This is a genomic window from Nevskia ramosa DSM 11499 (genome assembly GCF_000420645.1).
Taxonomy (GTDB): domain Bacteria; phylum Pseudomonadota; class Gammaproteobacteria; order Nevskiales; family Nevskiaceae; genus Nevskia; species Nevskia ramosa.
Genome location: NZ_ATVI01000005.1, coordinates 938942 through 962280 on the forward strand (window position 1 = coordinate 938942; position 23339 = coordinate 962280).

Genomic DNA, 23339 nt, shown 5'->3' on the forward strand with positions numbered 1-23339 from the left:
AAGACGGTCGACAACGTCGCGGCGACGGCGGCTGCCGGCGTTGCCGGCTCGAGACCACGGGGAACCTCATGTTGCGAAATCTGGCTGCGCTGACGGTTCTGGCGCCGACGCTGTGGATGATCTCGGCACAGGCCTTGGGCTTGGGTGACATCGAGCTTCGCTCCCGGCTCAACCAGCGCTTTCTGGCGACCATCCCGGTGCTGTCGGCGGAGCCTGAAGATCTTGAAAGCCTGAGCGTCACGCTGGCTTCGGACGAAGTATTCGCCCGGTCCGGCATCGATCGCTCCAGCTTCGTGTCGACCCTGAAGTTCGTGCTCGGCGTCGGCGGCATCAAGGTCATCAGCGATCAGGTGGTGCGCGACCCGTTCGTCAATTTCATCGTCCAGGCCCGCTGGAACGGCGGCCGCTTCCTGCGCGAATACACCGTATTGCTCGATCCGCCGGGAGAGCCTGTCGCCGAACCGGCAGTTGCTGCGCTGGTGCCGGAAGAACTGGCGTCTGCGGACACTGACGGCGGCTCCGATGCTCTGCTGGATGCTCCGTCTGGCATCCAGTCCTTCGCCGAGGCTGGCGTCGACACAAGTGCCAACACCAGCGCCGAAGTGAACAATGGTCTGGACCGGCTTCCAGTCGAGATTGCGGCTGCGACGCCGGCGCCAACCAGGGTCGTGAGAACCGCCGCACCCGCCTCGTCGGTTGCGACGAATGGCGACGTCTACGGCCCGGTGCTGGAAACCCAGACGCTGTGGAGCGTCGCCCGGGAGTTGCGGCCGTCGTCCGAAGTGACGATGGAGCAGATGGTGCTGGCGATCTACCAGGCCAATCCGCAGGCTTTCGGCGGCGGCAGCATCAATCGTCTGCTCAGCGGCAGCCTGCTGAACCTGCCGAATGCCGAACAGGTGACGGCCGTCGATGCCGAGACCGCCCATAACCGAGTCGACGCGCTGCGAGCGCAGCCGGTGGGCCGTTCGGCTTTGGCGGCAGCGCCGGTGCGGACGGTGGCTCCGGCGGCTGCGGTGCCTGAGCCGCTGGCTCCGGTAGTGCCAGTTCCGGCCCCGGCACCAACGCCAGCGCCATCGCCAACCGAGGCGCAAGCGCTTCCGGCCCCGGCAACGGCGGCTGAAGCGGATGCGACCGAGGCACCATTGCCGAGTGCTGAAAGCCCGGTGGAACCTGCCAGCGAAACGCCAGCGGCCAGCGCCCCCGAACCGGCGCCGGCGTCGGCACCAGCACCGATTGCAGAGCCGCCGCCGACCCCTGTGCCGGCGGCCGCGACGTTCTCGTTCGAAGACTACGGCCTGTCGTGGCCGCTGATCGGCGGTCTCCTGGTCCTGATCTTCCTGCTGATGCTGGTGGTGTGGAAGCGTCGCTCCAGGCCCAAGCCGAAAGCCAAAATGCCGCCGCCGGACACCCTCTGGGTGTCGATGCCGGTGATTGCCGCAGCGGTACCCGAAGCCCGGCGCTCGACATTGGGTGCTGTGGCGGATGCCGAGGCCGTAGCGCCTGTGCCGAGCGAGCCGGCGGAGCCTGAAGCGCCGGCCGAACCGACGCCCAAAGCTCAGCCTGAGCCTGAATCCAGGCTCGCCGAATCCGAGTTGCCGCCGCTGCCGGAAGATGGCGAAGCCTTGCTTGCCGAAGACGAACGTGCGGCTTCCGTCCTCAAGCTGGATGGCGGTGACCCGCTGACCGAAGCCGATTTCCACCTCGCTTACGGGCTGCATGACGAAGCAATCCAGATGCTCAGCCAGGCGATCGCCGAAGAGCCCGAGCGCGCCGATCTGCAGCGGAAGCTCGCCGAGGTCTACGCGGCTGCCGCCGCTGCCAAGGCGCCGCCGGCCGAGCTTTCGGTCATCGATTTCGATCTCGACTCCGATCTCGAAAAGCCGGAGGTCAAGCCCGACACAAAGTCTGAAACCCGGGTCGAGATCGATTCCGGGCTCAGCCCGGATGAGGTTGCCGCCGCGCCATTCGTTGCGCCGCCGGCGCTCGAACCGGTGCCGGACGCGACCCCGGTTCAGGCGGCACCCGGCACTGTCGATCCGCTGGCCGATATCGATTTGAGCCGCTTCGATCTCGCCGCAGAGCCGCCGACGGAACCGCCGCTCGATCCGCGTCTGATCGAGTTCGGTTTCGACGAGCTGGAAGCGAGCGCCGAACCGGAGCCGGAGCATCCGCTATCGGCCAGTGTCGACGAGATCGATACCAAGCTCGATCTGGCGCGTGCCTATGCCGACATGGGCGATATCGAGGCGGCCGGCAATCTGCTCACCGAAGTCATTGCCACCGGCAGCGACGACCAGAAAATCGAAGCCGAGGCGCTCCAGCTGCGCCTGAAGGACGCAGGCTGAACGACGTCCCACAGGCCGGCATGGTCCGCTGGGTCGCCGGCGTCGAATACCACGGTTCGCGCTACTCGGGCTGGCAGATCCAGGCGAGGCGGCCGAGCGTGCAGGGCGCGGTCGAAGCCGCGCTGAGTTCGGTCGCCAACCAGCCGGTGGCGACCATCTGTGCCGGCCGCACCGATTCTGGCGTCCACGCGCTCGGCCAGGTCGTGCATTTCGACAGCGCCGCCGCGCGCGATCCCTACGGCTGGCTGCTCGGCAGCAATTCGCGCCTGCCGCCAGACATCGCCTTGCGCTGGGTGCAGCCGGTAGCAGGTGATTTCAGTGCCCGTTTCAGCGCCCGATTCAGTGCGACCTCGCGCCGCTATCGCTACGTGATCCACAACGATCGTGCCCGCTCGGCGCTGCTTGCCGAACGGGCGACCTGGATCGCTCATGCGCTGGATGCCGACGCCATGCATGAAGCGGCGCAGGCGCTGGTCGGCGAGCATGATTTCTCGGCTTTCCGCGCCGCCGAATGCCAGGCGAAAACGGCGACTCGCAGGCTCGAAAGCCTGCACGTCTGGCGCAGCCGGCAGTTCGTGGTCATCGATGTTCGCGCCAATGCCTTCCTGCATCACATGGTTCGCAACATCACCGGCAGCCTGCTGGAAGTCGGCAGCCAGCGTCGGCCGGCGGCCTGGATCGCCGAATTGCTGGCCGGCCGCGACCGCAGCCTGTCAGGCATGACGGCGGCGGCGCAGGGCCTGTATTTTGTCGGCCCCGACTATCCGGCCGAATTCGGCCTGCCGCCGCCGTCCGAGCCCTGGTTTCCTGCATGAGCGCTGCCGCCTTTCGCCGTACCCGGATCAAGTTCTGCGGCTTCACGCGGGCTGATGATGTGGCTGTAGCGGTCGCGTTCGGCATCGATGCTGTCGGCCTGATCCTGGTTCCGCAAAGCCCGCGCGCCGTGAGTTTGGAAGTGGCGGCGGAGCTGAAAAAGACGATCCCGCCTCTGGTCAGCAGTGTGGTGCTGCTGCGCAATCCGGATGCCGCACTGGTTCACGAGGTATTGCGCCTGATCCGGCCGAGCCTGCTGCAGTTTCACGGCGAGGAATCTGCCGAGTTCTGCGCCAGCTTCGGCCATCCGTATTTGAAAGCGATCGCGATGCAGAACCAGACGCGCCCGTTGGCCGGGATCGCGGCCGAATACGCGACGGCGGCCGCGCTGCTGCTCGATGGCCACGCGCCGGGCGGCCTGGGAGGGCAGGGCGTGGCTTTCGACTGGCAGCAGGCGACCGCATCGGTTGCTCTTCCGATCATGCTGGCCGGCGGCATCCGGCCGGATAACGTCGCTGCAGCGATAGCGGCGGCGCGGCCTTTTGCCGTCGATGTTTCCAGCGGCATCGAAGCGGCGCCGGGCGTGAAGGATTCAGGCAAAATGCGCGACTTCGTGCGCGAGGTTCACCGCGCCGACCAGCTTCCCTGAAATCGAGTTCCATCGCCTTAGATGATCTACGAAAACCTGCCTGACGCCCGGGGCCATTTCGGCCCCTACGGTGGCCGTTTCGTCGCCGAAACCTTGATGGAGCCGCTGCGCGAGCTGGAAGCGGCCTACAACATGCTGAAGGTCGATCCGGCGTTCCGCGCCGAACTCGACAAGGATCTGGCGCTATATGTCGGCCGTCCAAGCCCGCTGTACCCCGCCGAGCGGCTCACGAAGAAATGGGGCGGCGCGCAGATTTTCCTGAAACGCGAAGACCTGAACCACACCGGCGCTCACAAGATCAACAACACCGTGGGCCAGGCGCTGCTCGCCAAGCACCTCGGCAAGACCCGGATCATCGCGGAGACCGGCGCCGGCCAGCATGGCGTGGCGTCGGCAACGATCGCGGCTCGTCTGGGCCTGAAATGCGTGGTCTACATGGGTGCTGACGACGTCGAGCGGCAGAGTCCGAACGTCTATCGCATGAAGCTGCTCGGCGCCGAAGTGATCCCGGTGCAGAGCGGCACCAAAACCTTGAAGGACGCGCTCAACGAAGCGCTGCGCGACTGGGTGACCAATGTCGACGACACCTTCTATGTCATCGGCACCGTCGCCGGCCCGCATCCGTATCCGATGCTGGTGCGCGATTTCAATTCGGTGGTCGGCCGCGAAGTCATCACCCAATCGCAGAATCAGCTCGGCCGTCTGCCCGATGCGCTGGTCGCCTGCGTCGGCGGCGGCAGCAATGCCATCGGCCTGTTCCATCCGCTGATCCAGTACGACGAAGTCAAGATGTACGGCGTCGAAGCCGGCGGTGACGGCATCGAAACCGGCCGTCACGCAGCGCCGTTGTCAGCTGGCAAGCCGGGCGTGCTGCACGGCAATCGCACCTATGTGATGGCGGACGACAATGGCCAGATCATCGGCACCCATTCGATCTCCGCCGGCCTCGACTATCCCGGCGTCGGCCCCGAGCACGCCTGGTTGAAGGACATCGGCCGGGTCAACTACGTGTCGGTCACCGATGACGAGGCGCTCGAAGCCTTCCACGAGCTGACCCGTGTCGAAGGCATCATCCCGGCGCTCGAGCCTTCGCACGCGATCGCCTACGCCAGGAAGCTCGCGCCGACGATGGCCAAGGACCAGATCATCGTCGTCAACCTGTCCGGCCGCGGCGACAAGGACATCTTCACGATCGCCAAGCGTGAAGGCATTTCGCTGCTGTAAAGAAGAAAACAGAACATGAGCCGTATCGAAAGCACGCTGTCCGCATTGAAAGCGCGCAACGCCAAGGCGCTGATCCCGTTCATCACCGCCGGTGATCCGCACCCGAGCCATACCGTCGGCCTGATGCATGCGCTGGTGGCGGGCGGGGCGGACATCATCGAGCTCGGCGTGCCGTTTTCGGACCCGATGGCCGATGGCCCGACCATCCAGCTCGCCTGCGAGCGCGCGCTGATCCACAACACCAGCCTGTGGAACTGCTGCGCGATGGTTGCCGAGTTCCGCAAGACCGACAGCCGCACGCCAGTGGTGCTGATGGGCTATCTGAACCCGATCGAGACCCGCGGCCTGGAAGCGTTCTGCACGCTGGCCCGGGAATCCGGCGTCGACGGCGTGCTGATCGTCGATCTCGCAGTCGAGGAAGCGCCCGAGTTCGCGCCGAAGGTTCGCTCGTTCGGGCTCGATCTGATCTTCCTGCTGGCGCCGACCAGTTCCGATGCCCGCATCGAAGCGATCGCCCGCGAAGCCAGCGGCTACCTGTACTACGTGTCCCTGAAAGGCGTCACCGGTTCTGCCTCGCTGGATATCGGCAGCGTCACCGCCAAGCTCGAGCAGATTCGCCGCCATACTGCCTTGCCGGTTGCAGTCGGCTTCGGCATTCGCGATGCTGAATCAGCCGCGAAAGTCGGTGCGGTGGCCGATGGCGTGGTGGTGGGCAGTGCGCTGGTGTCGCAGATTGAAAAGCACCAGTCGACGCCCGAAGTGCTGCCGGACCTGCTGAAATCGCAACTCGCCCAGATGCGCGCCGCACTCGATGCCCTGAACTGAAGTTCTGGCCTGATCGTTGCAAACCCTGTTGGAATCTCACCTGTTGAACTCCCAAGGTCGCCCCGACCTTCGCAAGCGGAAAACTCCTCGATGAGCTGGCTTGAAAAAATCTCCGGATCGAAACTGCTGACCGGCGGCGTGCGCAAGAAGAGCGTCCCCGAAGGCTTGTGGATGAAGTGCGATTCCTGCCAGTCGGTGCTTTACCGAGCCGAGCTGGAGCGCACCCTGGAGGTCTGCCCGAAGTGCAGCGCCCATCGGCCGATCGCCGCCCGTGCGCGGATCAGCCACTTCCTGGATGCCGAACCGAAAGTCGAGATCGGCGCCCGGGTTCGGTCCACCGATCCGCTGAAGTTCAAGGACTCGCGCAAGTACACCGAGCGTCTGACCGAAGCCCGCGAGGACACCGACGAGGAAGATGCGCTGGTCGTCGTCCGCGGCCAGCTGATGGGCCTGCCGGTGGTGGTCTGCGTGTTCGAGTTCGGCTTCATGGGCGGCTCGATGGGCTCCGTGGTCGGCGAAAAATTCGTCCGCGGCGTCAACGCCGCGCTCGAACACGGCTGCCCGGTGATCTGCTTCGCCGCCTCGGGTGGCGCACGCATGCAGGAATCGCTGTTCTCGCTGATGCAGATGGCCAAGACCAGCGCCGCACTCGCCAAGCTTGCCGAGCGCGGCCTGCCGTTCATCTCGGTGCTGACCCATCCGACCATGGGTGGCGTGTCGGCATCGCTGGCGATGCTCGGCGACATCAACATCGCCGAACCGAAGGCGCTCATCGGTTTTGCCGGCCCGCGCGTGATCGAACAGACCGTGCGCCAGAAGCTGCCGGAAGGCTTCCAGCGCGCTGAATTCCTGCTCGAGAAGGGCGCCATCGACATGATCGTCGACCGCCGCGAGCTGCGCGAAAAGCTGCACCGCCTGCTGGCCATGCTGACCCACTTCGCGCCGGGCATCCCGGCTGTGTCCTCGCCGGGGGCCGGTGCCGCGCACTGACGGCGACGCGGCGGTCGCTTCAGGCGGCAGCACCGCGCGCAGTGACTGGCGGCTGGCCGACTGGCTGGCTTGGCAGGAACAGCTCAATCCCCGTTCGATCGAACTTGGGCTTACGCGCTCGCGCCTCGTGGCCGAGCGCCTGGGCCTGCTGAGCGCGCCCTGCATCACGGCGACGATCACCGGCACCAACGGCAAGGGCTCGTCGGCGACGCTCGCGGCCGGCATCTGGCAGGCCGCCGGCTATCGCGTCGGCCGCTACCTGTCGCCGCACCTGTTGCGCTACAACGAACGCATCGCCATCGATGGCATCGAAGCCTCCGATGACGCGATCTGTGCCGCTTTTGCCGCGATCGATGGCGCACGCGGCGATCTTCCGCTGACCTATTTCGAGTTCGGCACCTTGGCGGCGCTGTGGCTGTTCCGCGAAGCCGGCTGCACGGTGCAGGTGCTGGAGGTCGGCCTTGGCGGACGGCTCGACGCGGTCAATATCGTCGATGCCGATGCCGCGCTGGTGACCAATATCGGTCTCGATCACACCGACTGGCTCGGCCCGGATCGCGACAGCATCGGCCGCGAGAAAGCCGGCATCTATCGCGCGGGACGTGCCGCGATCTGCGCCGAGCATGAGCCGCCAGCCAGCGTCGAAGCGGAAGCGCGACGGATCGGCGCACGCTGGATCGCGGCTGGTCGGCAGTTCGATGTCGTCCGGAGCGATGCCGCCTGGAGCTGGAAAGGCGAAGGCGCCGAATACCGCGAGCTGCCGCTGCCGGCGCTGCCTGGTGCCTTCCAGATCGACAACGCTGCCGGCGTGCTGGCGCTGATCGAGGCGCTGCAGGGGCGCTTGCCGGTGGGCCGCAGCGCGATCGAAGCCGGCTTGCGTGGCCTGGTGCTGCCGGGGCGCTATCAGCGGCATGACGGGCTGATCCTCGATGTCGCCCACAACCTCGAATCGGCCACCGTGCTGGCCGCGCAGCTGCGCGCGGAGCCCTGCGCCGGTCGCACCTGGCTGGTGCTCGGCATGCTTGCCGACAAACCCGTCGCGGAGGCCTGCAGGGTGCTGGCGTCGGTCGTCGACGCGGTATGGTGTGCCCGCTTGCCGCCGCCGCGCGGGCTCGACGACGATCAGCTGGCCACCATCGCCAGACGGTCCGGCCTGGTTGCACACGCGGCCGGCACGGTCCGTGATGCAATAAGTGCCGCCCGCGCCGCCGCCGAACCGGGTGATCGCATCGTGGTCTGTGGATCGTTCCTGACCGTGGCAGCCGCACTCGAGAACAGTCGATGAACGAAGTTTTTCGCCGCCGCCTGATTGGCCTCGCCGTCTTGCTGAGCCTGGCGTTCCTGCTGTCGCTGCTGCTGCCCGGCGCGCCGGCGCGCAACGAAGTCGAACCGTCGACCACGGTCAGCCTCAGCGGCGAGAGCCTGCAGGTGACCGAAGCCGATGCCGTGCCGCCGCCGGATGACTACACCTCGCCTGAATCGGCGGCGAATCCGGATGAGCGACCGGACGACGAGGCGGTCATTTCCGATCTGAGCAGTGATGAAGCCGAGGCGCCAAGCGCTGCGAAGCCGACGGCCGAAGTCGCCAAGCCGGTTGCGCCGAAGCCTGCTGCAAAGCCGCCAGCGCCGGTCGTGGTGCCGAAATCCAAGCCGGCCGAAGCAGTGGCTCCTCCGCCGAAGCCCGCGGTGGCCGAGAAGCCGGCTGCCGCTGGCTGGTACGTGCAGATCGGCAGCTTTGCCGAAGCCGGCACGGCGACGACGATCGTCAACCTGATCGGCAAGCAGGGCCATCGCGGCCAGATCAGCAAGATCACTGGCGCCAACGGCAAGACCCTGCATCGAGTGCGCGCCGGCCCTTATTCCACCGAAGCCGCCGCCCGCAGCGCCCAGGCCCGGCTGGCTACCCAGGGCTATCCGCAGACCCGAGTCGTATCGGAGGCATCGCGTTGAACGCCGTCTGCGCCTAGAATGCGCGCGCGGTCACGGAGAGATGGCAGAGTGGTCGATTGCGGCGGTCTTGAAAACCGCTGAACCGCAAGGTTCCGGGGGTTCGAATCCCTCTCTCTCCGCCACTTTTTCAAAACACCGACTAAACGTCGGTGTTTTGAAAAAGCCGATCGGCAGCGAGAGAGGGATTCGAAGCCGCGGAAGCGGCCAGGCCCGAAGGAACGAATCCCAAGCGGCAAGTAGTGAGCATGGGGAGATTCGAAGCCGCTTCAGCGCAATCGAACCCAAGAACACCAATCAAAGCGCCCGTAGCTCAGTCGGATAGAGCATCGGCCTTCTAAGCCGAGGGTCACTGGTTCGAATCCAGTCGGGCGCGCCAACTTGATACCTCCCTGAGCACCACGAGCTCAAGCGTTTTTCGTCCGCCAGCCGGACACAGCCCAGCCCTATCAACGTGATTCCTCGAGATGCCCGACATCAGGGTCGATGCGGCTCGTCGGCAACCGTGCTGGAGATAGTGCGTCTCGCGGGCATTGGGCGTGCTGCAGAATTTCCCGGGGTATGCCCGCGTGCTGCAACCGTAGCAGCATGATATTGCCGACCGTCACCGATCGAGTTCGAACTCATGACTGAAACCATTTACGACGCGCTGCGTGAAAGTCACGTGCGCCAGCGGTCCCTGTGCAGAAAGCTTCTGCTGTCGAAGCCACATACCGAGCAGCGCATCGCGATTTTCACCGAGTTGCGGATCGAGCTTGCGGCCCATGCGGCGGCAGAAGAGCGCTACCTGTACGTGCCCATCCTGATGGACGACATGGGTCTGTCATCGTCCCGCCACGCGCTGCATGAGCATCATCAGATCGACGAGCTGGTCGAAGAACTGCAGGTAATCGATCATTCAGGCCGCGGGTGGATGGCGACCGCGCACAAGCTTTCGGAGAAGGTTCATCACCATCTTCGCGAGGAAGAGAAGAAATTCTTCCAGGTGTCCGGGAAAATCCTCACGGACAAGCAGAAGGAGCGCGGAGCGAAGCAGTATCGAAAGGACCACGCACGCATGCTGAAAATGCTCGGGTAGGAATGATCTGGCCGGCCGGCAAGAGCCTTCGCCTTGTCTCCAGCGGCGTTCATACCCGCTCGACTCACCAGGCGTCTGGCGAATTCGCTGGATTTACTTCCGTGCTTCGCGATCGGCCCGATTCGATTTGCGCGCGGGTACGTTCAGACGGGCTGCGTCATCAAACGAGCGGCCCTGATGGTCTCGTCTGACCTGGAGGCGTTCCTAAGGCTTCTTGGCTTTCGCGCGCGGCTTTTCCGGCTCTCCGCAATGCCTGCCGGTATAGATTGCCAGCCCGACCGTCTGACCCTCCTCGCGATGGACGCCAACCATCGCCGCATCGCAGCTGCTGACGCAGATGTTGGCGGGGATGTTGGTCCGATTGAACCGGACCGATGCTGCCGGTTGATTGACCTTCACGAAGCAGCGCGGCAGCGGACTGGCGGTTGGCTTCGGGGTCGGGGCTGAGGAAGACACGGCAAGCGCAGCGGCGAAAGCCAGCAGCCCGGTCATTGAGGGGATTCCAGATCGAAGCGCCGGATAGCGCAGGGCGATTAGGAAGCCAAAGACTGTCCGCGGGTGGAGGGCTCCGAACGAACGGCGCCATTTCTCCGTCCAGCGAGCGATGACGCTTCGCCGCGGCCCGATTGCGAACACCAAAAGTGAGCAGGATCACGGTTGCGCTGCACCATTGCCGTGATCGTTGTTGCCCATGCCGGGTCTTCGGATGACCGCGCGGACCCTGTTCGACTGCGCTGAAATCAACTTCACCTGAATCGACTCGAAATTTTTTCTCAAGACAGGTTGCTGATCTGCAGTCATTTTTTTGCCATCGATCGGTCATGTCTAGAACAATCGGTCGGCACGCTGCTGCGAACATGGCATATCGCTTGCTTAGTCCCTGTCAGGCACAAGGGGCGGAGCGTTCTTTCGGAACCTCCGGGTGCCATTTCGGTGGCGGTGAACAGGGCGAACAGCTATGGGAATTTTTTCGCTGGCGGCTGCTACGACGACGTTCACATCGGCCGTTGAGGAGAATGTCCGGCCTGCGCTTTCAGTGGACGCGGTGATCCGCGAAAACCACGGCGCGCTGGTCAATTTCCTGCGGCGCCGGATGAGAACGCCGGAAGATGCCAATGACGTTGCGCAGGAAGCGTACGTCCGCATGATGCATTACGAGGGCGCACGCGATATCCATTCGCCGTCGTCACTGCTGTTTCGCATCGCAACCAATGTCGCCAATGACTTTGCCCGCGCCGATCAGTCGCGACGGGTCAGCGATCAATGCAACATCGATGATCACGAACTGGCGTCTCACGAGCCCTCCGCGGAGCGGCAGATTGCCGGCTGCGAGGATCTGGCGACGCTGCTGGTGGCGATCCGGCAACTGCCTGCGAAGTGTCAGCAGGTGTTTCTGCTGAGCCGGGTCAAGCACATGACCTATCCGGAGATAGCCAAACACTGCGGCATCAGCGTCAAGATGGTGGAGAAGCACATCAGCCACGCGCTGGCCGTGTGCATGAAGAAGGTAGGTGAAAACGATCGCCATCCGTCTAAGAGAATGTAGCCCGGTTGCAACGACGCGTTGGAGCGACCGTTCGATGACGGAATCGCTCCGGTAGTCACACGCTTTCCGGAGAATCTGCGGATACCAGCAGACAGCTATTGGCCCGGACCCTGACAAAGGAGTCGTCGGCTCGGATCGCGGTGAAATGGCCAGAATATCGGCCGGAATCGCCGTTGCCCTCGGGCAATGGCAGAATTGGACGATGAACAGCCAACAAGAAAGACAATTGCTGGACGAGAGCGCCCATTGGGCTGCTCGTCTGGCGTCGCCGGAGTGCACGGCGGAGGAGCGAAAAGCATTTGAATCCTGGCGCTCGCGCAGCCCGGCGCATGCGCGTGCCTGGACGATGGTTGATCGTGTCGACCAGGGCTTCAACCAGCTCGCCACCGATAACGCGGAACTGCTGGCGATGGCCGATGCTGCGTTTGCAGACAGTGCCGCGCCGCGTCGTGACTATCGTCGCTGGCTGCCGATGGCGCTTGCCGCGAGTGTCGCCGCCGTCGGCATGTTCGTCACTGCCGTGACTGTGCTGCGACCATCTGCCGGCGTGTCGATGTACGCCAGTGCCGATGCTGCCGATGGCCGCCGCAGCCTGACGCTCGATGACGGTTCGACGATCGAGCTCGATGTCAACAGCGCCATCGAAGTGGAGATGACCGCCGCCGAGCGCCGCGTCGTGCTGTTGCGCGGGCGGGCGCTTTTCCAGGTTGCACACGATTCGGCGCGGCCGTTCTCGGTGGTTGCCGGCGCCGGCCGCACGGTGGCGCTGGGCACGCGCTTCCAGGTCGATCATCACAATGATTCGGTTGCCGTCACGCTTACCGAAGGTTCTGTTTCGGTTACTGGTCTCGGCAATCTCGATGGTCAGGCCGAGTTGCTGCAGCCGGGCGAGCAATTGAGTTACGCAGTGGAGCCACGTGCCTGGAGCAAGCAGGTGGTCGATGTTCAGGCAGTGACCGGCTGGGAACGCGGCCGCCTGGTGTTTCACGGCACGCCGTTGTCCGAGGCGCTGGCCGAGGTCAATCGCTACGTCGATCGGCCGATCCGTCTCGATGATCAGTCGCTGGCAGTGCTGCCGGTCAGCGGCAATTTCATCGCCGGCGACAGCGATCTGGTGGTTTCAGCGCTGCTGCAGACCTTGCCGATCAGCGCTGATGAACGGGGTGGGGAAATCCTGCTTCGAAGCCGCAGCAACTGATATCGCGGCACGGCGCCGCACCACGCGGCGGCTGCTGGACGCTGATTCCCGTGGCATGAAGTGTGCGTCAGATCACGCACAGACCGCTCGTTTCTCTCCGACTTGAAACTAGCGTGCCGCCGTTCATCGGCGACACGTAGGGTGCCTGCGGTCCGGCAGGCTCTTAGGCATTGTCCTGCCGCAGCCGATCCGCAAACCGAATGTCCGGTATGTGGAGGGAGGTAGGGCGGTCCTTGGCTGCATTCGTCGCATTCGATGGATGTCTTGCTCGGGTACCAGGCGAATCTCATGCACAGGTGGCGGTGTCGACGGAGGGGCTGGCGTTTGGCTTTTCGCGCGTCTCTGACCGCGTCGCTGGTGGTTTTCTCGACCTCGACGATGGCGTTCGACGATGCCGTACCGATCGAATCGGCGCGGGCGACGGTCAGCGCCTATGACATCGCGCCGTCATCGCTCTCCGATGCGCTGGATCGCTTCGGCGAGCAGAGCGGCCTGCAGGTCGTCTATCCGCACGGCATCACCGAGGGCCATCGAACCGAGGCCCTGTCCGGACGCCTCAGCGCCGATGAGGCGCTGCTCCAGCTGCTGGCAGGCAGCGGCCTGCGGGTGCTGTTCGCCAATGCGCAGACCGTGGTGATCCTTTCCGGTACGAACCAGGCGTCGGACAGCGCTGCCATGCCTGAGGCCGATGGTGGTGCCGCGGAGCGCCGCATACAGACGGTCCAACTGGGCCCGGTCAATGTCCGCGACGTGCGCCGCACCTTGCCGAAGGAAACCAGCAACTCGGCATTCGGTTTCGACAAGCAGTTGCTCGATACGCCGCGCTCGGTGTCGTTCATCAGCAAGGAAACCATCGATCTGTTCGGCCTGTCCTCGGTCGAGGATCTGGTCCGCGTGGTGCCCGGCGCGTTCACGCCATCCCGCTTCGGCATTCAGGGCGGCATCGACGTGCGCTCGGTGCCAGCCGATACCTTCTTTCGCGGCATGAAGCGGCTGTACCTGCAGGGTCATGTTAACAGTGTGTTGTCGGCGAACGATTCGATCGAGGTCGTGCGCGGCCCGCCTTCGCCGATCTACGGCATGGGCAAGGTCGGCGGCTATACCAACGTGCGGCCACGAACCTCGCGGATCGGTGAGGGCGAACACGGCCTCGACGATCACGGTTTCGTGCAGCTGATCGCCGGCAGTTACGAGCACCGCGAGGTCAGCTTCGGCGTCAATGGTCCGATCAACATCGGCAATCGCCAGGGCGGTTATGCGGTGTTCGGTGCGATTTCGGATGCCAATGCCTATGCGCGCGGCGTGCCCAACGATGCCCAGCTACTGCAGGTATCGACCAGCCTGAACCGCTTCGCCGGACGCTTCCGGCTGGAGTCCGGTGTCAGCCTGCAACGCGCGATGACTGCTGGCGCGCTGATCGGCCGATTCACCCAGAGCGTTGCCGATACCGGCCGCTACGTGCAGGGCGTTCCGCTGGTCAATCTCGATGCCAACAACAATGGCCGGATCGGCTATCTGGAGTTGCAGCGCGGTTCGCCGGTGGTCGGCAATCTCAGCTCGGCCAATCAGCCGCTGTCGCAGACCTTTGCCTGGCAGTACGACGAGTCCGGCAAGCCATTGCGGCTCGATCAGTTCGCCAAGGTCAGCGGCATTCCGCAGACCTTGTTCGATTACCTGACCGCCCATCCGGAAGCCGACCCAGGCGGCCTGCTGCGTGCCCAGGGTGTCGGTGGCCCGAAGCCGATGTCCGGTTCGGTGCCGATCGGCATGGCGCTCGATCCGCGCACCACCGGCTACGGCAAGCTCGATATCCGCCGTTTTTCCGCGTACGAGAAGCGCCTGGAGGCTGATCTCGCGACCGGCTACATCGATCTGATCAACGACGACGATCCGGACTTCACGATCAAGAACCAGCTGTTCTTCGATTCGATGGATCAGTACAAGGAATCCGAACAGCCGTTCGGTACCGATCAGAATCCGCGCATCTGGGAAGACAAGCTGACGGTGACGCGGCGGCTGAAGAATCTGCCGTCGTGGATCGGCATCAACATGCTCGGCTCGCTGAACTACCGCAGCACTTATGCGCCGGTCTCGCAGTGCTTCGGTGATTACAGCAACAACCGCACCGATGCCACTGCCAGCACCTGGAACGACAGCAACGGCGGCATGACGCCGAACACCACATTCGCCGTCTGCACCGCCAATGCCGACATCAACAATGATGGCTTCCCATACACCGTGCACGGCAAGACCAAGTTCTCGGAGATGGGCGCCGCAGCACTGTTCGACATCGATTTCTCGACCGGCACCAACCTGCTGGTCGGCTACCGCTTCGATGGCTCGAAGGCCAGCAATGTCGAATACGGCGGCACGCTCGATGCCATTCGCGGCACCTCGGCGAACCCGGGTGTCTTCGCGCCCAGCGATGTCTCTGCCAAGGGCTGGGACGATGGCACTTCGTGGAGTGTGAGTCTGTCGCAGCGGCTGCCGGGCCGGATCGTGCCGTATGCCACCTATGCGCATTCCAGCCTGACGCTCGACAACAACATCAATCGCCTCAGCAACACCCAGATCGGCCTCGGTCATATCGGTGCTTCGCGGTTCATCGAATTCGGCATCAAGGCCAGCCTGCTCGAACGCTCGCTGTTCTTCACCAGCGCCGCTTACGAGCAGCGCCGCGTCAGCATCGACAGCATCGGCGATCCCAGTCTGGCCAACAGCGAAGTGGCTGGCACCCGTACACGCGGCTGGGAAAGTGAATTGAAGTGGGTGCCGACGCGCAATTTCCTGATGACCTTGTACGCGCTCAATCAGAAGACCTATTACACGCCGAACCGTGGCGGCAACATCCAGGTCGACGCCCGTGCGCTGGGCTTCAAGGACGTCATCGATCCGGCGACTGGACAGGTCGTGTATCCCGCCGAAGCGTTCCTGTACGGCGGCCGCGCCTTCGTCGCCTTGCCGGCTGGTGTGGAGTACTACAGGGAGAAGCAGGGCAATCCGAACACTCAACTCGGCCTCACCACGCAAGTGTTGGTGAGCCCCGGTTTCGGTTTCACGCTGAGCGGCAACTATCTATCCAGCGTCTCCGCCGGCCGCCTGCAGCTCACGGAACTGCCTGAAGCACGCGTGTTCAATGCCGGTGTATTTCGCGAATGGCACAAGTGGCACCTGAAGGCCGACGTCTTCAATTTCACCAATCAACGCTACTTCCGTGCGCGCAATGGCGACACGCTGGCCGATCTGCCGGTGTCGGCACTTCCGGGGCGTCGTTTCCAGTTCACCGTGAGACGTGATTTCTAATTCATCTCCACAACTCGCGGGGTAGGGTAGCCCGCAGCGTTCCCGTCACATGAGCAGGGACGCCGTACCACAAAGGGATGTGGACGGCGCCCAACTGACATCCACGGGGAACGCCATGAGCAGCCGCAGAAAGCTTCGGAAATCCGGCCGGAAACTTCGTGACGCCACGAAGGATCTGACCGCCGCCCTCGCCATCCTGGTTCCGACCGGAATGGCTTACGCCCAGACACCGGCACCGCCGCCGGCCACGCAAGGCACACCGGCCGCCACGGAAGGTGCTGCGCCTGCCGAGGCCTCGGTACTCAGCGACATGGTCGTCAACGCCAGCGCCATTCCATCGATCGCCAGCGAGGCCGTCGGCGGTGGTGGCTTCGCCAAGCCCTTGCTGGAAACGCCGCGCGCGGTTTCGCTGATCAACGAAGACACGCTGAACCTGCTCGGCATCAACGCGATCGAGGACATCGTTCGCGCCGTGCCCGGCACCTACACGACCACGCGCTACGGCCTGCAGGGCGGCATCAACGTCCGCGGCATTCCGGCCGACGTTTACTGGCGCGGCATGAAGCGCATCACGGCGCAGGGCCATTACCGCACCGATCTGTCGTCGCTGTCGTCGATGGAAATCGTCAAGGGCGCCGCACCGCCGATCTACGGCCTCGGCCGCATCGGTGGTTATGTCGACCAGACGCCGCGCTCCGGCGGCAAGGCGAAGAACGGCACTTATCTCAGCGATCTGAACGGCTTCGTGCAGGGCGTCACCGGTTCCTTCGAGAAGCTCGAAGCGACCACCGGCGTCGGCGGCCCGGTCGATATCGCCGGCAAGCAGGGTGGCTTCTACACCTACGGCCTGGTCGAGAATTCCGGCACCTACGTGCGCCAGGTCAACGTTCGCCAGCGCTTGCTGCAGTCGGCGCTGAGCCTCAACAACGTCGGCATGTTCCGCGTTGAAAGCGGCGTCCAGATCCAGAACTCGCAGACCTCTGGCGGTTACATGAACCGCGTCACCCAGAGCCTGATCGATAACGGCACCTATGTGCGCGGCAGCCCGCTGGTCAATCTCGATGCCGGTGCTGGCGTCAACAAGGATGGAGCCGGTGATGGCTTCGTCGGCCAGCGCGAGCAGCATGCGAATTCGCCGGTTAACGGCAATGTCAGTGCCGCCAATCGTCCACTCGATCAACGCTTCACCTGGCCGAAGTGCTCGGGCACTGGTGCAGCGCCGGGTGCCGATCCGAAATTCGCCGGTCCGGGTGGCTGGTGCTTGCCAGGTCATTTCCCGGTGCAGGCTGGTATTCCGGATTCGCTGAACGCCTACCTGATCGCCAATCCGAACAAGGATCCGACCGGTGCCCTGCGTGCCGCGGCCGCGCTCGGCAAGGGCGTGACGCCAGCATCCGGATCGCTGCCGCTCGGCTTCTTCCTCGATCCGACCACGACCGGCTTCGCGGAAGTGGATTACCGCCGCAACGGCTCCTACGAGCGGCTGCAGAACGCCAACGTCGGTCTGGCCTGGTTCGATCTGGTCTATGACACGGATCCGGACTTCACGATGAAGATCCAGACCTTCTCGGACAACCTCGACACCTACAAGGATTCCTATCTGCCTTACGGCGAGAAGCAGGGCATCCATCGTTTCGAAGAGAAATTCACCGTCACCCGGCGTCTGCCGGAGAAGTGGCTGCCGGGCTGGGTCGACGTCAACACCTTGAGCTCGATCAGCTACCGGCGCACCGGTGGCTATATCCGCAGCTCCAGCGGCGACTTCGATTACCGCCAGGACGTGCTGCGTGGCGATCCGCAGTACGGCGACGGCCAGCACTACCCGAACACCAAGTTCGCCAACCAGCTCAACGATCCATCGTGGCTGACCGGCGCTCCGGCCGAAGCCGAGCGGCGCAGCGTCTACGACGAGTTCGGTGCCGGTTTCATGTTCGACATCAACATTTTCAAGAACACCAATCTGACCTTGGGCGGACGCTGGGATGGCTCGACGGCGCGCGACATCGAATACGCCCACAACAACCAGCAAGCACCTTCGCTGGCCAACTCCTGTGCGCTGCCAGCGTCGGGCGGCAATGCGCTGACCTCCGCCTACATCGCAGGGTCGACGACGCTGGTGCCTGAACTGCAATCCGGCCGCTGCGACTACGGCCCGGCCTGGGACGATGGCAAGACCTGGAGCATCAGTCTTTCCCATCAGCTGCCGTTCGGCATTCGTCCGTATTTCACCATTGCCGATGCTTCCGTGATTCTCGATGCCTCGAACAACATCGTGCAGAACACGATCGTCACGGCGCCGGGTGGTCACATCGGCCGCTCGAAGCTGAGCGAAGCCGGCATCAAGGGCAACTGGTTCCGAGGCAAGCTGTTCGCCTCGGTGGCGATGTACCGGCAGCTGCGCAGTGACGTCTCCAATCCCAGCGACCCGACCGCCGGTGCCGATTCCTCGGCGACCAAGACGCGTGGCCTCGAAATGCAGATCGACGCCAATCCGACCCGCAAGCTCCACGTCGGCTTCTACGCCGTCGGCCAGCATCAGAAGTATGTTTTCAACACCAACTCGCAGCTGCAGCTGACCGGTCGCCAGCTCGGCTTCCAGGACATTCTCGCTGCCGATGGCTCGGTGCTCTATCCGGCTGAAGCCTTCGTCTACGGCGGTCGCGTCCAGCTGGTGCTGCCAGCCGACCTTGGTCAGCTCTATCTCGATCGTGTCGGCGAGCCGCGCTATCAGGCCGGCGTGAACATCGACTACAAGCTGCCGGCCGGTTTCGGTGTGCACGTCGATGGTCAGCGCTTCTCCGCTTTCTATCTGGATCGCACCAAGACGGTAGAGCTGCCGATGTCCTTCACGATGAACACCGGCTTCACCTACGACCATAACCGTCTCCATCTGAAGCTCAGCGGCTTCAACGTGCTCGACAAGCGCTACTTCCGCGCCGGCACCGGCGATACCAACGTCAATCTCGTTTCGGTGATGCCGGGAACTGCAATCCAGTTCCAGGCCAAGCTGGACTACTGATGAAGACCGATAAAGCGACGCCACACCATCAACTGCTGCAGCTTTCCGGCTGCGGCGCCAGGACACGAACAAGGCAGGTGAAACCATGAGCATCAACATGAAGAAGCTGACGGGAACGACCGCTGCGGTATTGCTGTGCGCCCTCTATCTCGGCGATTTCGCCATCGCTGCCGACGCACCGGTCAAGGCCGCGATCGGTGAGCAGTCGAAAGCCGAGGAATCGGGCAAGAACTCGCAGAAGCGCATCGACCAGATGGACGACGCCGTGGTCGGCATCGTCGCCAACTATCGTCAGGCGCTGACCGAAACCAGCAGCCTGAAGGACTACAACGATCAGCTCGGCGTCCAGACCGCATCTCAGGACGAAGAGATCGCGGCACTCAACGGACAGCTGGCGGAGATCGACAAGACGGCGCGTGAAGTGACACCGCTGATGTCGAACATGCTCGCCACGCTCGACAGCTTCGTGAAGCTCGACACTCCATTTCTCCCGGACGAGCGCGCCAAGCGCATCGCCGGCTTGAAGGAAATGATGGGCCGCGCCGACATCTCGGTTTCCGAGAAGTATCGCCGCATCGTCGAGGGCTACCAGATCGAAATGGAGTATGGCCGCACCCTGGAAGCCTACTCGGGCAAGGTCGACGACAAGACCGTCGACTTCATTCGCGCCGGACGCGTCGCATTGCTCTATCAGACGCTCGATGGCAAGGAGACCGGCTTCTGGGATGCCGACTCGAAGGGCTGGAAGGTCGACAACAGCTACGAACATGAAGCCAAGGCTGGTCTGAAGATCGCCAAGAAGCAGTCCGCTCCCGATTTCCTCGTTGTTCCTGTGCATGCACCCATGGAGGCCAAGTAATGTTCCGCACGAATTTGATTGCGTCCGTCTTCGTCACGGCCTCGTTGAGCCTGGGTGTGCTGCTGGCAGCGAGCGCTCAGGCGGCACCTGCCACGCTCGATGAACTGCTCGAGCAGACCAAGACCGTTCGCCAGCGCGAAGAACAGCTGAACGCAGAGCGCGAAGCGAAGTTCAAGGCCGAAGTCGACAAGCAGTCGTCGCTGATGGCCGAAGCCCAGGCCGAGCTGAACAAACAGCGCAAGCGCGGCACCGATCTGGCGGCAGCCTTCGACGCCAACGAGAAGAAGATCGGCGAGCTGCAGGCGCAGCTGGAATCGCGCAGCGGCAACCTCGGCGAACTGTTCGGCGTGGTTCGTCAGGTGTCGAACGATTTCTCCTCGGTGGTTCGCATGTCGATGATCTCCGCGCAGTATCCGGAGCGCGAAGACTTCATGACCACGCTGTCGGCGACCAAGGCCATCCCGTCGATCGCCACGCTCGAGCGCTTCTGGTTCGAGCTGCAGCGGGAAATGACCGAGAGCGGCAAGGTCGTGCGCTTCAACACCAAGGTGGTGACGCCGGGCGGCGCGCCGGTTGATGCCACCGTGGTTCGCGTCGGTCCGTTCAATGCGATGACCAACGGCAAGTTCCTCGCTTATCTGCCGTCCGAGAAATCGCTGGCGATCATGGCGCGGCAGCCGGACGAGAAGTTCCAGGACGCGGCCAAGACCCTGCAGAACGCCACGTCGGGCTACGCCAAGACGGTGCTCGATCCGACCCGCGGTGTGCTGCTGACCATCTACTCGCTGCGGCCTGATCTGATGGAACGCATCGAGAAGGGCGAGTCGATCGGCTACGTGATTCTTCTGGTCGGTTTTATCGGTGCAGCGCTGGCGATCTTCCAGTTCGGCTATCTGATGCAGGTCCGCGCCAAGGTGCTCAAGCAGCTGAAGTCGGTGAACGTGCCGAAGCTCGACAACCCGCTGGGCCGCGTGCTCGCCTCGTTCACCGGGGGCAGCGCCAAGAAGCTCGAGGAAGATGCCGAGATCGTCGAGCTGCGCATTTCCGAAGCGGTGCTCAAGGAAGTTCCGAAGCTCGAACGCTTCCAGGCCTTCCTGCGACTGGCGATCGCAGCGGGTCCGCTGCTCGGCCTGATCGGCACCGTGGTCGGCATGATCATCACCTTCCAGAGCATCACCGAGTCCGGCTCCAGTGATCCGAAGCTGATGGCCGCGGGTATCTCGCAGGCCATGATCGCAACGGTGCTCGGCCTCGGCATCGCCATCCCGCTGCTGTTCGCCAATGCCTGGCTGACCTCGATCTCCAAGGCCATCCTGCAGGTGCTGGACGAGCAGAGCACCGGCTTGCTGGCCGGCATCCTCGAGAAGGAGGAAGCCCGCCGTGCTTGAACTGATCCTGGCACCGCTGTCCGCTTTCACCTCGATGATGAGTCTCGGCGGTCAAGTGGTCGCCGTGATCTTCACAGCCTGCGTGGTCATGTGGTCGATCGTGCTGGAACGCTCCTGGTACTTCTTCGGCGTGCTGCCGAAGCAGTCCAAGAGCCTGCTGGCCGCCTGGCATGCTCGCAGCGAGCATTCCAGCTGGCGGGCTCATCAGGTTCGCAAGGCGATGATCTCGCGGCTCAACGCCGGCATGTCGACCAATCTGCTGCTGCTTCGGGTGCTGGTGCCGCTATGCCCGCTGCTCGGCCTGCTCGGTACGGTCACCGGCATGCTCGCGGTCTTCGATGTGATGGCAGCCCAGGGTTCGGCTGATGCGCGTTCGATGGCCAACGGTGTGTCGGAAGCCATGATCTGCACGCTGACCGGCCTCGCAGTGAGCATCACCGGCCTTTATCCGAGCTTCTATTTTCGCCGCCGCGTCGCCCGGGAAACCGAGCGGCTGGCGGATCAGTTCACGTTCTGATTCGGAAAGCCCTAAGCCATGCGCCAGCGCCATCGCAAAGAAATCGGAATGGATGACAGCACCGGCATCGATCTCGCGCCGATGCTCGATTTCGTGCTCAACCTGCTGATCTTTTTCATCATCACCGCCGTGTTCCTGAAGGAAGTCGGCATCAACGTCAGCCGGCCGAATTCCTCGGCAGCGGAGAAGAGCGAGTCGAGCAGCATCGTCATCCTGATTGCGGCCGACGGCGAAATCACCATCGATCACAAGGTGGTCGACCAGCGTTCGGTGCGCGCCAAGATCGAAAGCCTGCACGCCCAGAAGCCGGATGACGCGGTGGTCGTTGCTGCCGATCCGGGTTCCGCCACCGGCATCCTGGTCGACGTCATCGATCAGGTCCGCCAAGGCGGCGTGATGGCGGTATCGATCGCGCCGACCAAGAGCTAGCTCCCACAGCCAGCCCGCAAGCCGCCCAGAACCAGAAGTCCCACACATCAGTACACGCCACACCCGCTACGGAGTCTCAGCGCCATGATGTCCAGACGACACGTCGAAGAGTCCGAAGAAACCGGCATCGATCTCGCACCGATGCTCGACTTCGTGCTCAACCTGCTGATCTTTTTCATCATCACCACGTCCTTCGTGAAGGAATCCGGCATTCAGGTGACCCGCCCGCAGGCGCTCACCGCCGAGCACAAGGACAGCGGCAACATCCTGATCGCGATCCGTCCGAATGGAGACATCTGGATGGACAAGCGCCGCGTCGGCGTCGGCGAGATCCGCAATGCCATCGAACGTCTCCACATCGAGCGGCCAGATGACACCGTGGTGATCATCGCCGACAAGGACTCGCAGACTGGCGTGCTGACCAAGGTCATGGATCAGGTGAAGCTCGGCGGTGTCGGTGACGTCTCCATTGCTGCTGCACCGCCGGCCTGACGGAGAACCATCATGCAGACCGCAAGTCCCACCCCGATTCTTTCTTCCGAGTTCGAGATCAATCTGCCGAAGGCCAGTTTCGGCACTCGTTGGCTGACCGCGCTGTGCATGTCGATCATCACTTCGCTGCTGTTCTTCTGGCTGATGTACGCGGTGATCCACGTCAGCGGCCACGGCGTCGACAAGATAGAGAACCTGCCGACCATCGATTTCGTGCGCCTGAAGCGTGACAGCGCACCGGAGCAGAACGAACGGCGCAAGCCGCCACCGCCGCCGCCGGCCAAGCAGCCAGCACCGCCGTCGAAGATGAAGATCGACGTCGATACGGCGGCTCCGTCGACGGGTATCGGCATTCCGACCAACCTCGGCCTGTCGGCCAACATGTCCGCCGGCGCTGGCACCGGCAGCGGTGGCGGCCTGGCCGGTTCGATGGACAGCGATCTGATTCCGCTGCAGCGCATTCCGCCGACCTATCCGGCCGAAGCTCGCCGGGCAGGCATCAGCGGTACGGTACTGGTCGATGTCACCGTCAATCCAGATGGCAGCGTCCGCAAGGCCCGAGTCATCGAAGCTAAGCCGAAGGGCTTGTTCGAGGCGGCTGCCGTCACGGCCGTGCAGAAGTGGCGCTTCAAGCCGAAGGTGGTTGATGGCAAGCCCGTGGAGTTCCACGGCGTGCAGCCCTTCAAGTTCGACCTTACCGCAGCGGAGTAATGA

20 protein-coding genes and 2 tRNA genes are annotated in these 23339 nt (G+C 63.7%); 21 read left to right on the forward strand and 1 reads right to left on the reverse strand.

The genetic code is table 11. The annotated features are described in order from the left end of the window. Positions 1–68 precede the first annotated feature (68 nt). The 11 genes from G513_RS0104940 to G513_RS0104995 all read left to right on the forward strand — a co-directional run bounded on the left by G513_RS0104940 (position 69) and on the right by G513_RS0104995 (position 9874). Positions 69–2348 (forward strand): motility hub landmark protein FimV, encoded by a 2280-nt coding sequence (locus tag G513_RS0104940; RefSeq protein ID WP_022975715.1) that lies wholly within the window; start codon positions 69–71, stop codon positions 2346–2348. A gap of 20 nt (positions 2349–2368) precedes the next feature. Beyond that, positions 2369–3163 (forward strand): tRNA pseudouridine(38-40) synthase TruA, encoded by a 795-nt coding sequence (gene truA, locus G513_RS0104945; RefSeq protein WP_022975716.1) that lies wholly within the window; start codon positions 2369–2371, stop codon positions 3161–3163. After that, positions 3160–3810, forward strand: a complete 651-nt coding sequence (locus G513_RS0104950; RefSeq protein WP_022975717.1) for a phosphoribosylanthranilate isomerase — start codon at positions 3160–3162, stop codon at positions 3808–3810. The genes truA and G513_RS0104950 overlap by 4 nt, the downstream gene beginning before the upstream one ends. Positions 3811–3831: 21 nt before the next feature. Next, on the forward strand, positions 3832–5034 hold the full coding sequence (gene trpB / locus G513_RS0104955) for a tryptophan synthase subunit beta (protein WP_022975718.1): 1203 nt from the start codon (positions 3832–3834) through the stop codon (positions 5032–5034). Between the two features lie 15 nt (positions 5035–5049). After that, the gene (gene trpA, locus G513_RS0104960) at positions 5050–5859 is read left to right on the forward strand and encodes a tryptophan synthase subunit alpha (protein WP_022975719.1); all 810 of its coding nucleotides are present in this window, start codon (positions 5050–5052) and stop codon (positions 5857–5859) included. Positions 5860–5949: 90 nt separating this feature from the next. After that, on the forward strand, positions 5950–6849 hold the full coding sequence (gene accD / locus G513_RS21435; protein ID WP_022975720.1) for an acetyl-CoA carboxylase, carboxyltransferase subunit beta: 900 nt from the start codon (positions 5950–5952) through the stop codon (positions 6847–6849). Then, a complete protein-coding gene (folC, locus tag G513_RS0104970) occupies positions 6836–8134 on the forward strand; it encodes a bifunctional tetrahydrofolate synthase/dihydrofolate synthase (protein WP_022975721.1) in 1299 nt (432 codons plus the stop codon). Before accD ends, folC begins: the two co-directional genes overlap by 14 nt. After that, positions 8131–8799 carry an SPOR domain-containing protein gene (locus tag G513_RS0104975; protein ID WP_028475152.1) on the forward strand — a complete coding sequence of 223 codons (669 nt, stop codon included), beginning with the start codon at positions 8131–8133 and terminating at the stop codon, positions 8797–8799. The genes folC and G513_RS0104975 overlap by 4 nt, the downstream gene beginning before the upstream one ends. Before the next feature lie 34 nt (positions 8800–8833). After that, positions 8834–8921 (forward strand) — tRNA-Ser (locus G513_RS0104985). Between the two features lie 177 nt (positions 8922–9098). Further along, positions 9099–9175, forward strand: a tRNA-Arg gene (locus G513_RS0104990). A 246-nt stretch (positions 9176–9421) separates the two neighbouring features. After that, on the forward strand, positions 9422–9874 hold the full coding sequence (locus tag G513_RS0104995; protein WP_022975722.1) for a hemerythrin domain-containing protein: 453 nt from the start codon (positions 9422–9424) through the stop codon (positions 9872–9874). A gap of 204 nt (positions 9875–10078) precedes the next feature. On the opposite strand, the gene G513_RS0105000 is transcribed toward G513_RS0104995, so the two are convergent. Then, the gene (locus G513_RS0105000) at positions 10079–10366 is read right to left on the reverse strand and encodes a hypothetical protein (protein WP_022975723.1); all 288 of its coding nucleotides are present in this window, start codon (positions 10364–10366) and stop codon (positions 10079–10081) included. A gap of 466 nt (positions 10367–10832) precedes the next feature. On the opposite strand from G513_RS0105000, the gene G513_RS21440 reads away from it, so the two are divergent. The 10 genes from G513_RS21440 to G513_RS24685 all read left to right on the forward strand — a co-directional run bounded on the left by G513_RS21440 (position 10833) and on the right by G513_RS24685 (position 23336). Then, the gene (locus tag G513_RS21440; RefSeq protein ID WP_022975724.1) at positions 10833–11420 is read left to right on the forward strand and encodes an RNA polymerase sigma factor; all 588 of its coding nucleotides are present in this window, start codon (positions 10833–10835) and stop codon (positions 11418–11420) included. Between the two features lie 202 nt (positions 11421–11622). Beyond that, a complete protein-coding gene (locus G513_RS21445) occupies positions 11623–12618 on the forward strand; it encodes a FecR family protein (RefSeq protein ID WP_169560507.1) in 996 nt (331 codons plus the stop codon). 324 nt (positions 12619–12942) lie between these two features. Beyond that, positions 12943–15921, forward strand: coding sequence for a TonB-dependent siderophore receptor (locus G513_RS0105015; protein ID WP_022975726.1), 2979 nt, complete (start codon positions 12943–12945; stop codon positions 15919–15921). Positions 15922–16036: 115 nt separating this feature from the next. After that, entirely contained in the window at positions 16037–18940 is a 2904-nt protein-coding gene (locus tag G513_RS0105020) for a TonB-dependent receptor plug domain-containing protein (protein ID WP_022975727.1), read from the forward strand. An 85-nt stretch (positions 18941–19025) separates the two neighbouring features. Beyond that, positions 19026–19799 (forward strand): DUF3450 domain-containing protein, encoded by a 774-nt coding sequence (locus G513_RS0105025; protein WP_022975728.1) that lies wholly within the window; start codon positions 19026–19028, stop codon positions 19797–19799. After that, positions 19799–21187, forward strand: a complete 1389-nt coding sequence (locus G513_RS0105030; protein WP_022975729.1) for a MotA/TolQ/ExbB proton channel family protein — start codon at positions 19799–19801, stop codon at positions 21185–21187. Before G513_RS0105025 ends, G513_RS0105030 begins: the two co-directional genes overlap by 1 nt. Then, on the forward strand, positions 21180–21704 hold the full coding sequence (locus tag G513_RS0105035; RefSeq protein ID WP_022975730.1) for a MotA/TolQ/ExbB proton channel family protein: 525 nt from the start codon (positions 21180–21182) through the stop codon (positions 21702–21704). Before G513_RS0105030 ends, G513_RS0105035 begins: the two co-directional genes overlap by 8 nt. A gap of 48 nt (positions 21705–21752) precedes the next feature. Continuing rightward, a complete protein-coding gene (locus G513_RS0105040) occupies positions 21753–22133 on the forward strand; it encodes an ExbD/TolR family protein (protein WP_245563066.1) in 381 nt (126 codons plus the stop codon). 84 nt (positions 22134–22217) lie between these two features. Then, the gene (locus tag G513_RS0105045) at positions 22218–22625 is read left to right on the forward strand and encodes an ExbD/TolR family protein (protein ID WP_022975732.1); all 408 of its coding nucleotides are present in this window, start codon (positions 22218–22220) and stop codon (positions 22623–22625) included. Between the two features lie 12 nt (positions 22626–22637). Continuing rightward, positions 22638–23336 (forward strand): energy transducer TonB, encoded by a 699-nt coding sequence (locus G513_RS24685; protein WP_022975733.1) that lies wholly within the window; start codon positions 22638–22640, stop codon positions 23334–23336. Positions 23337–23339: the final 3 nt, after the last annotated feature.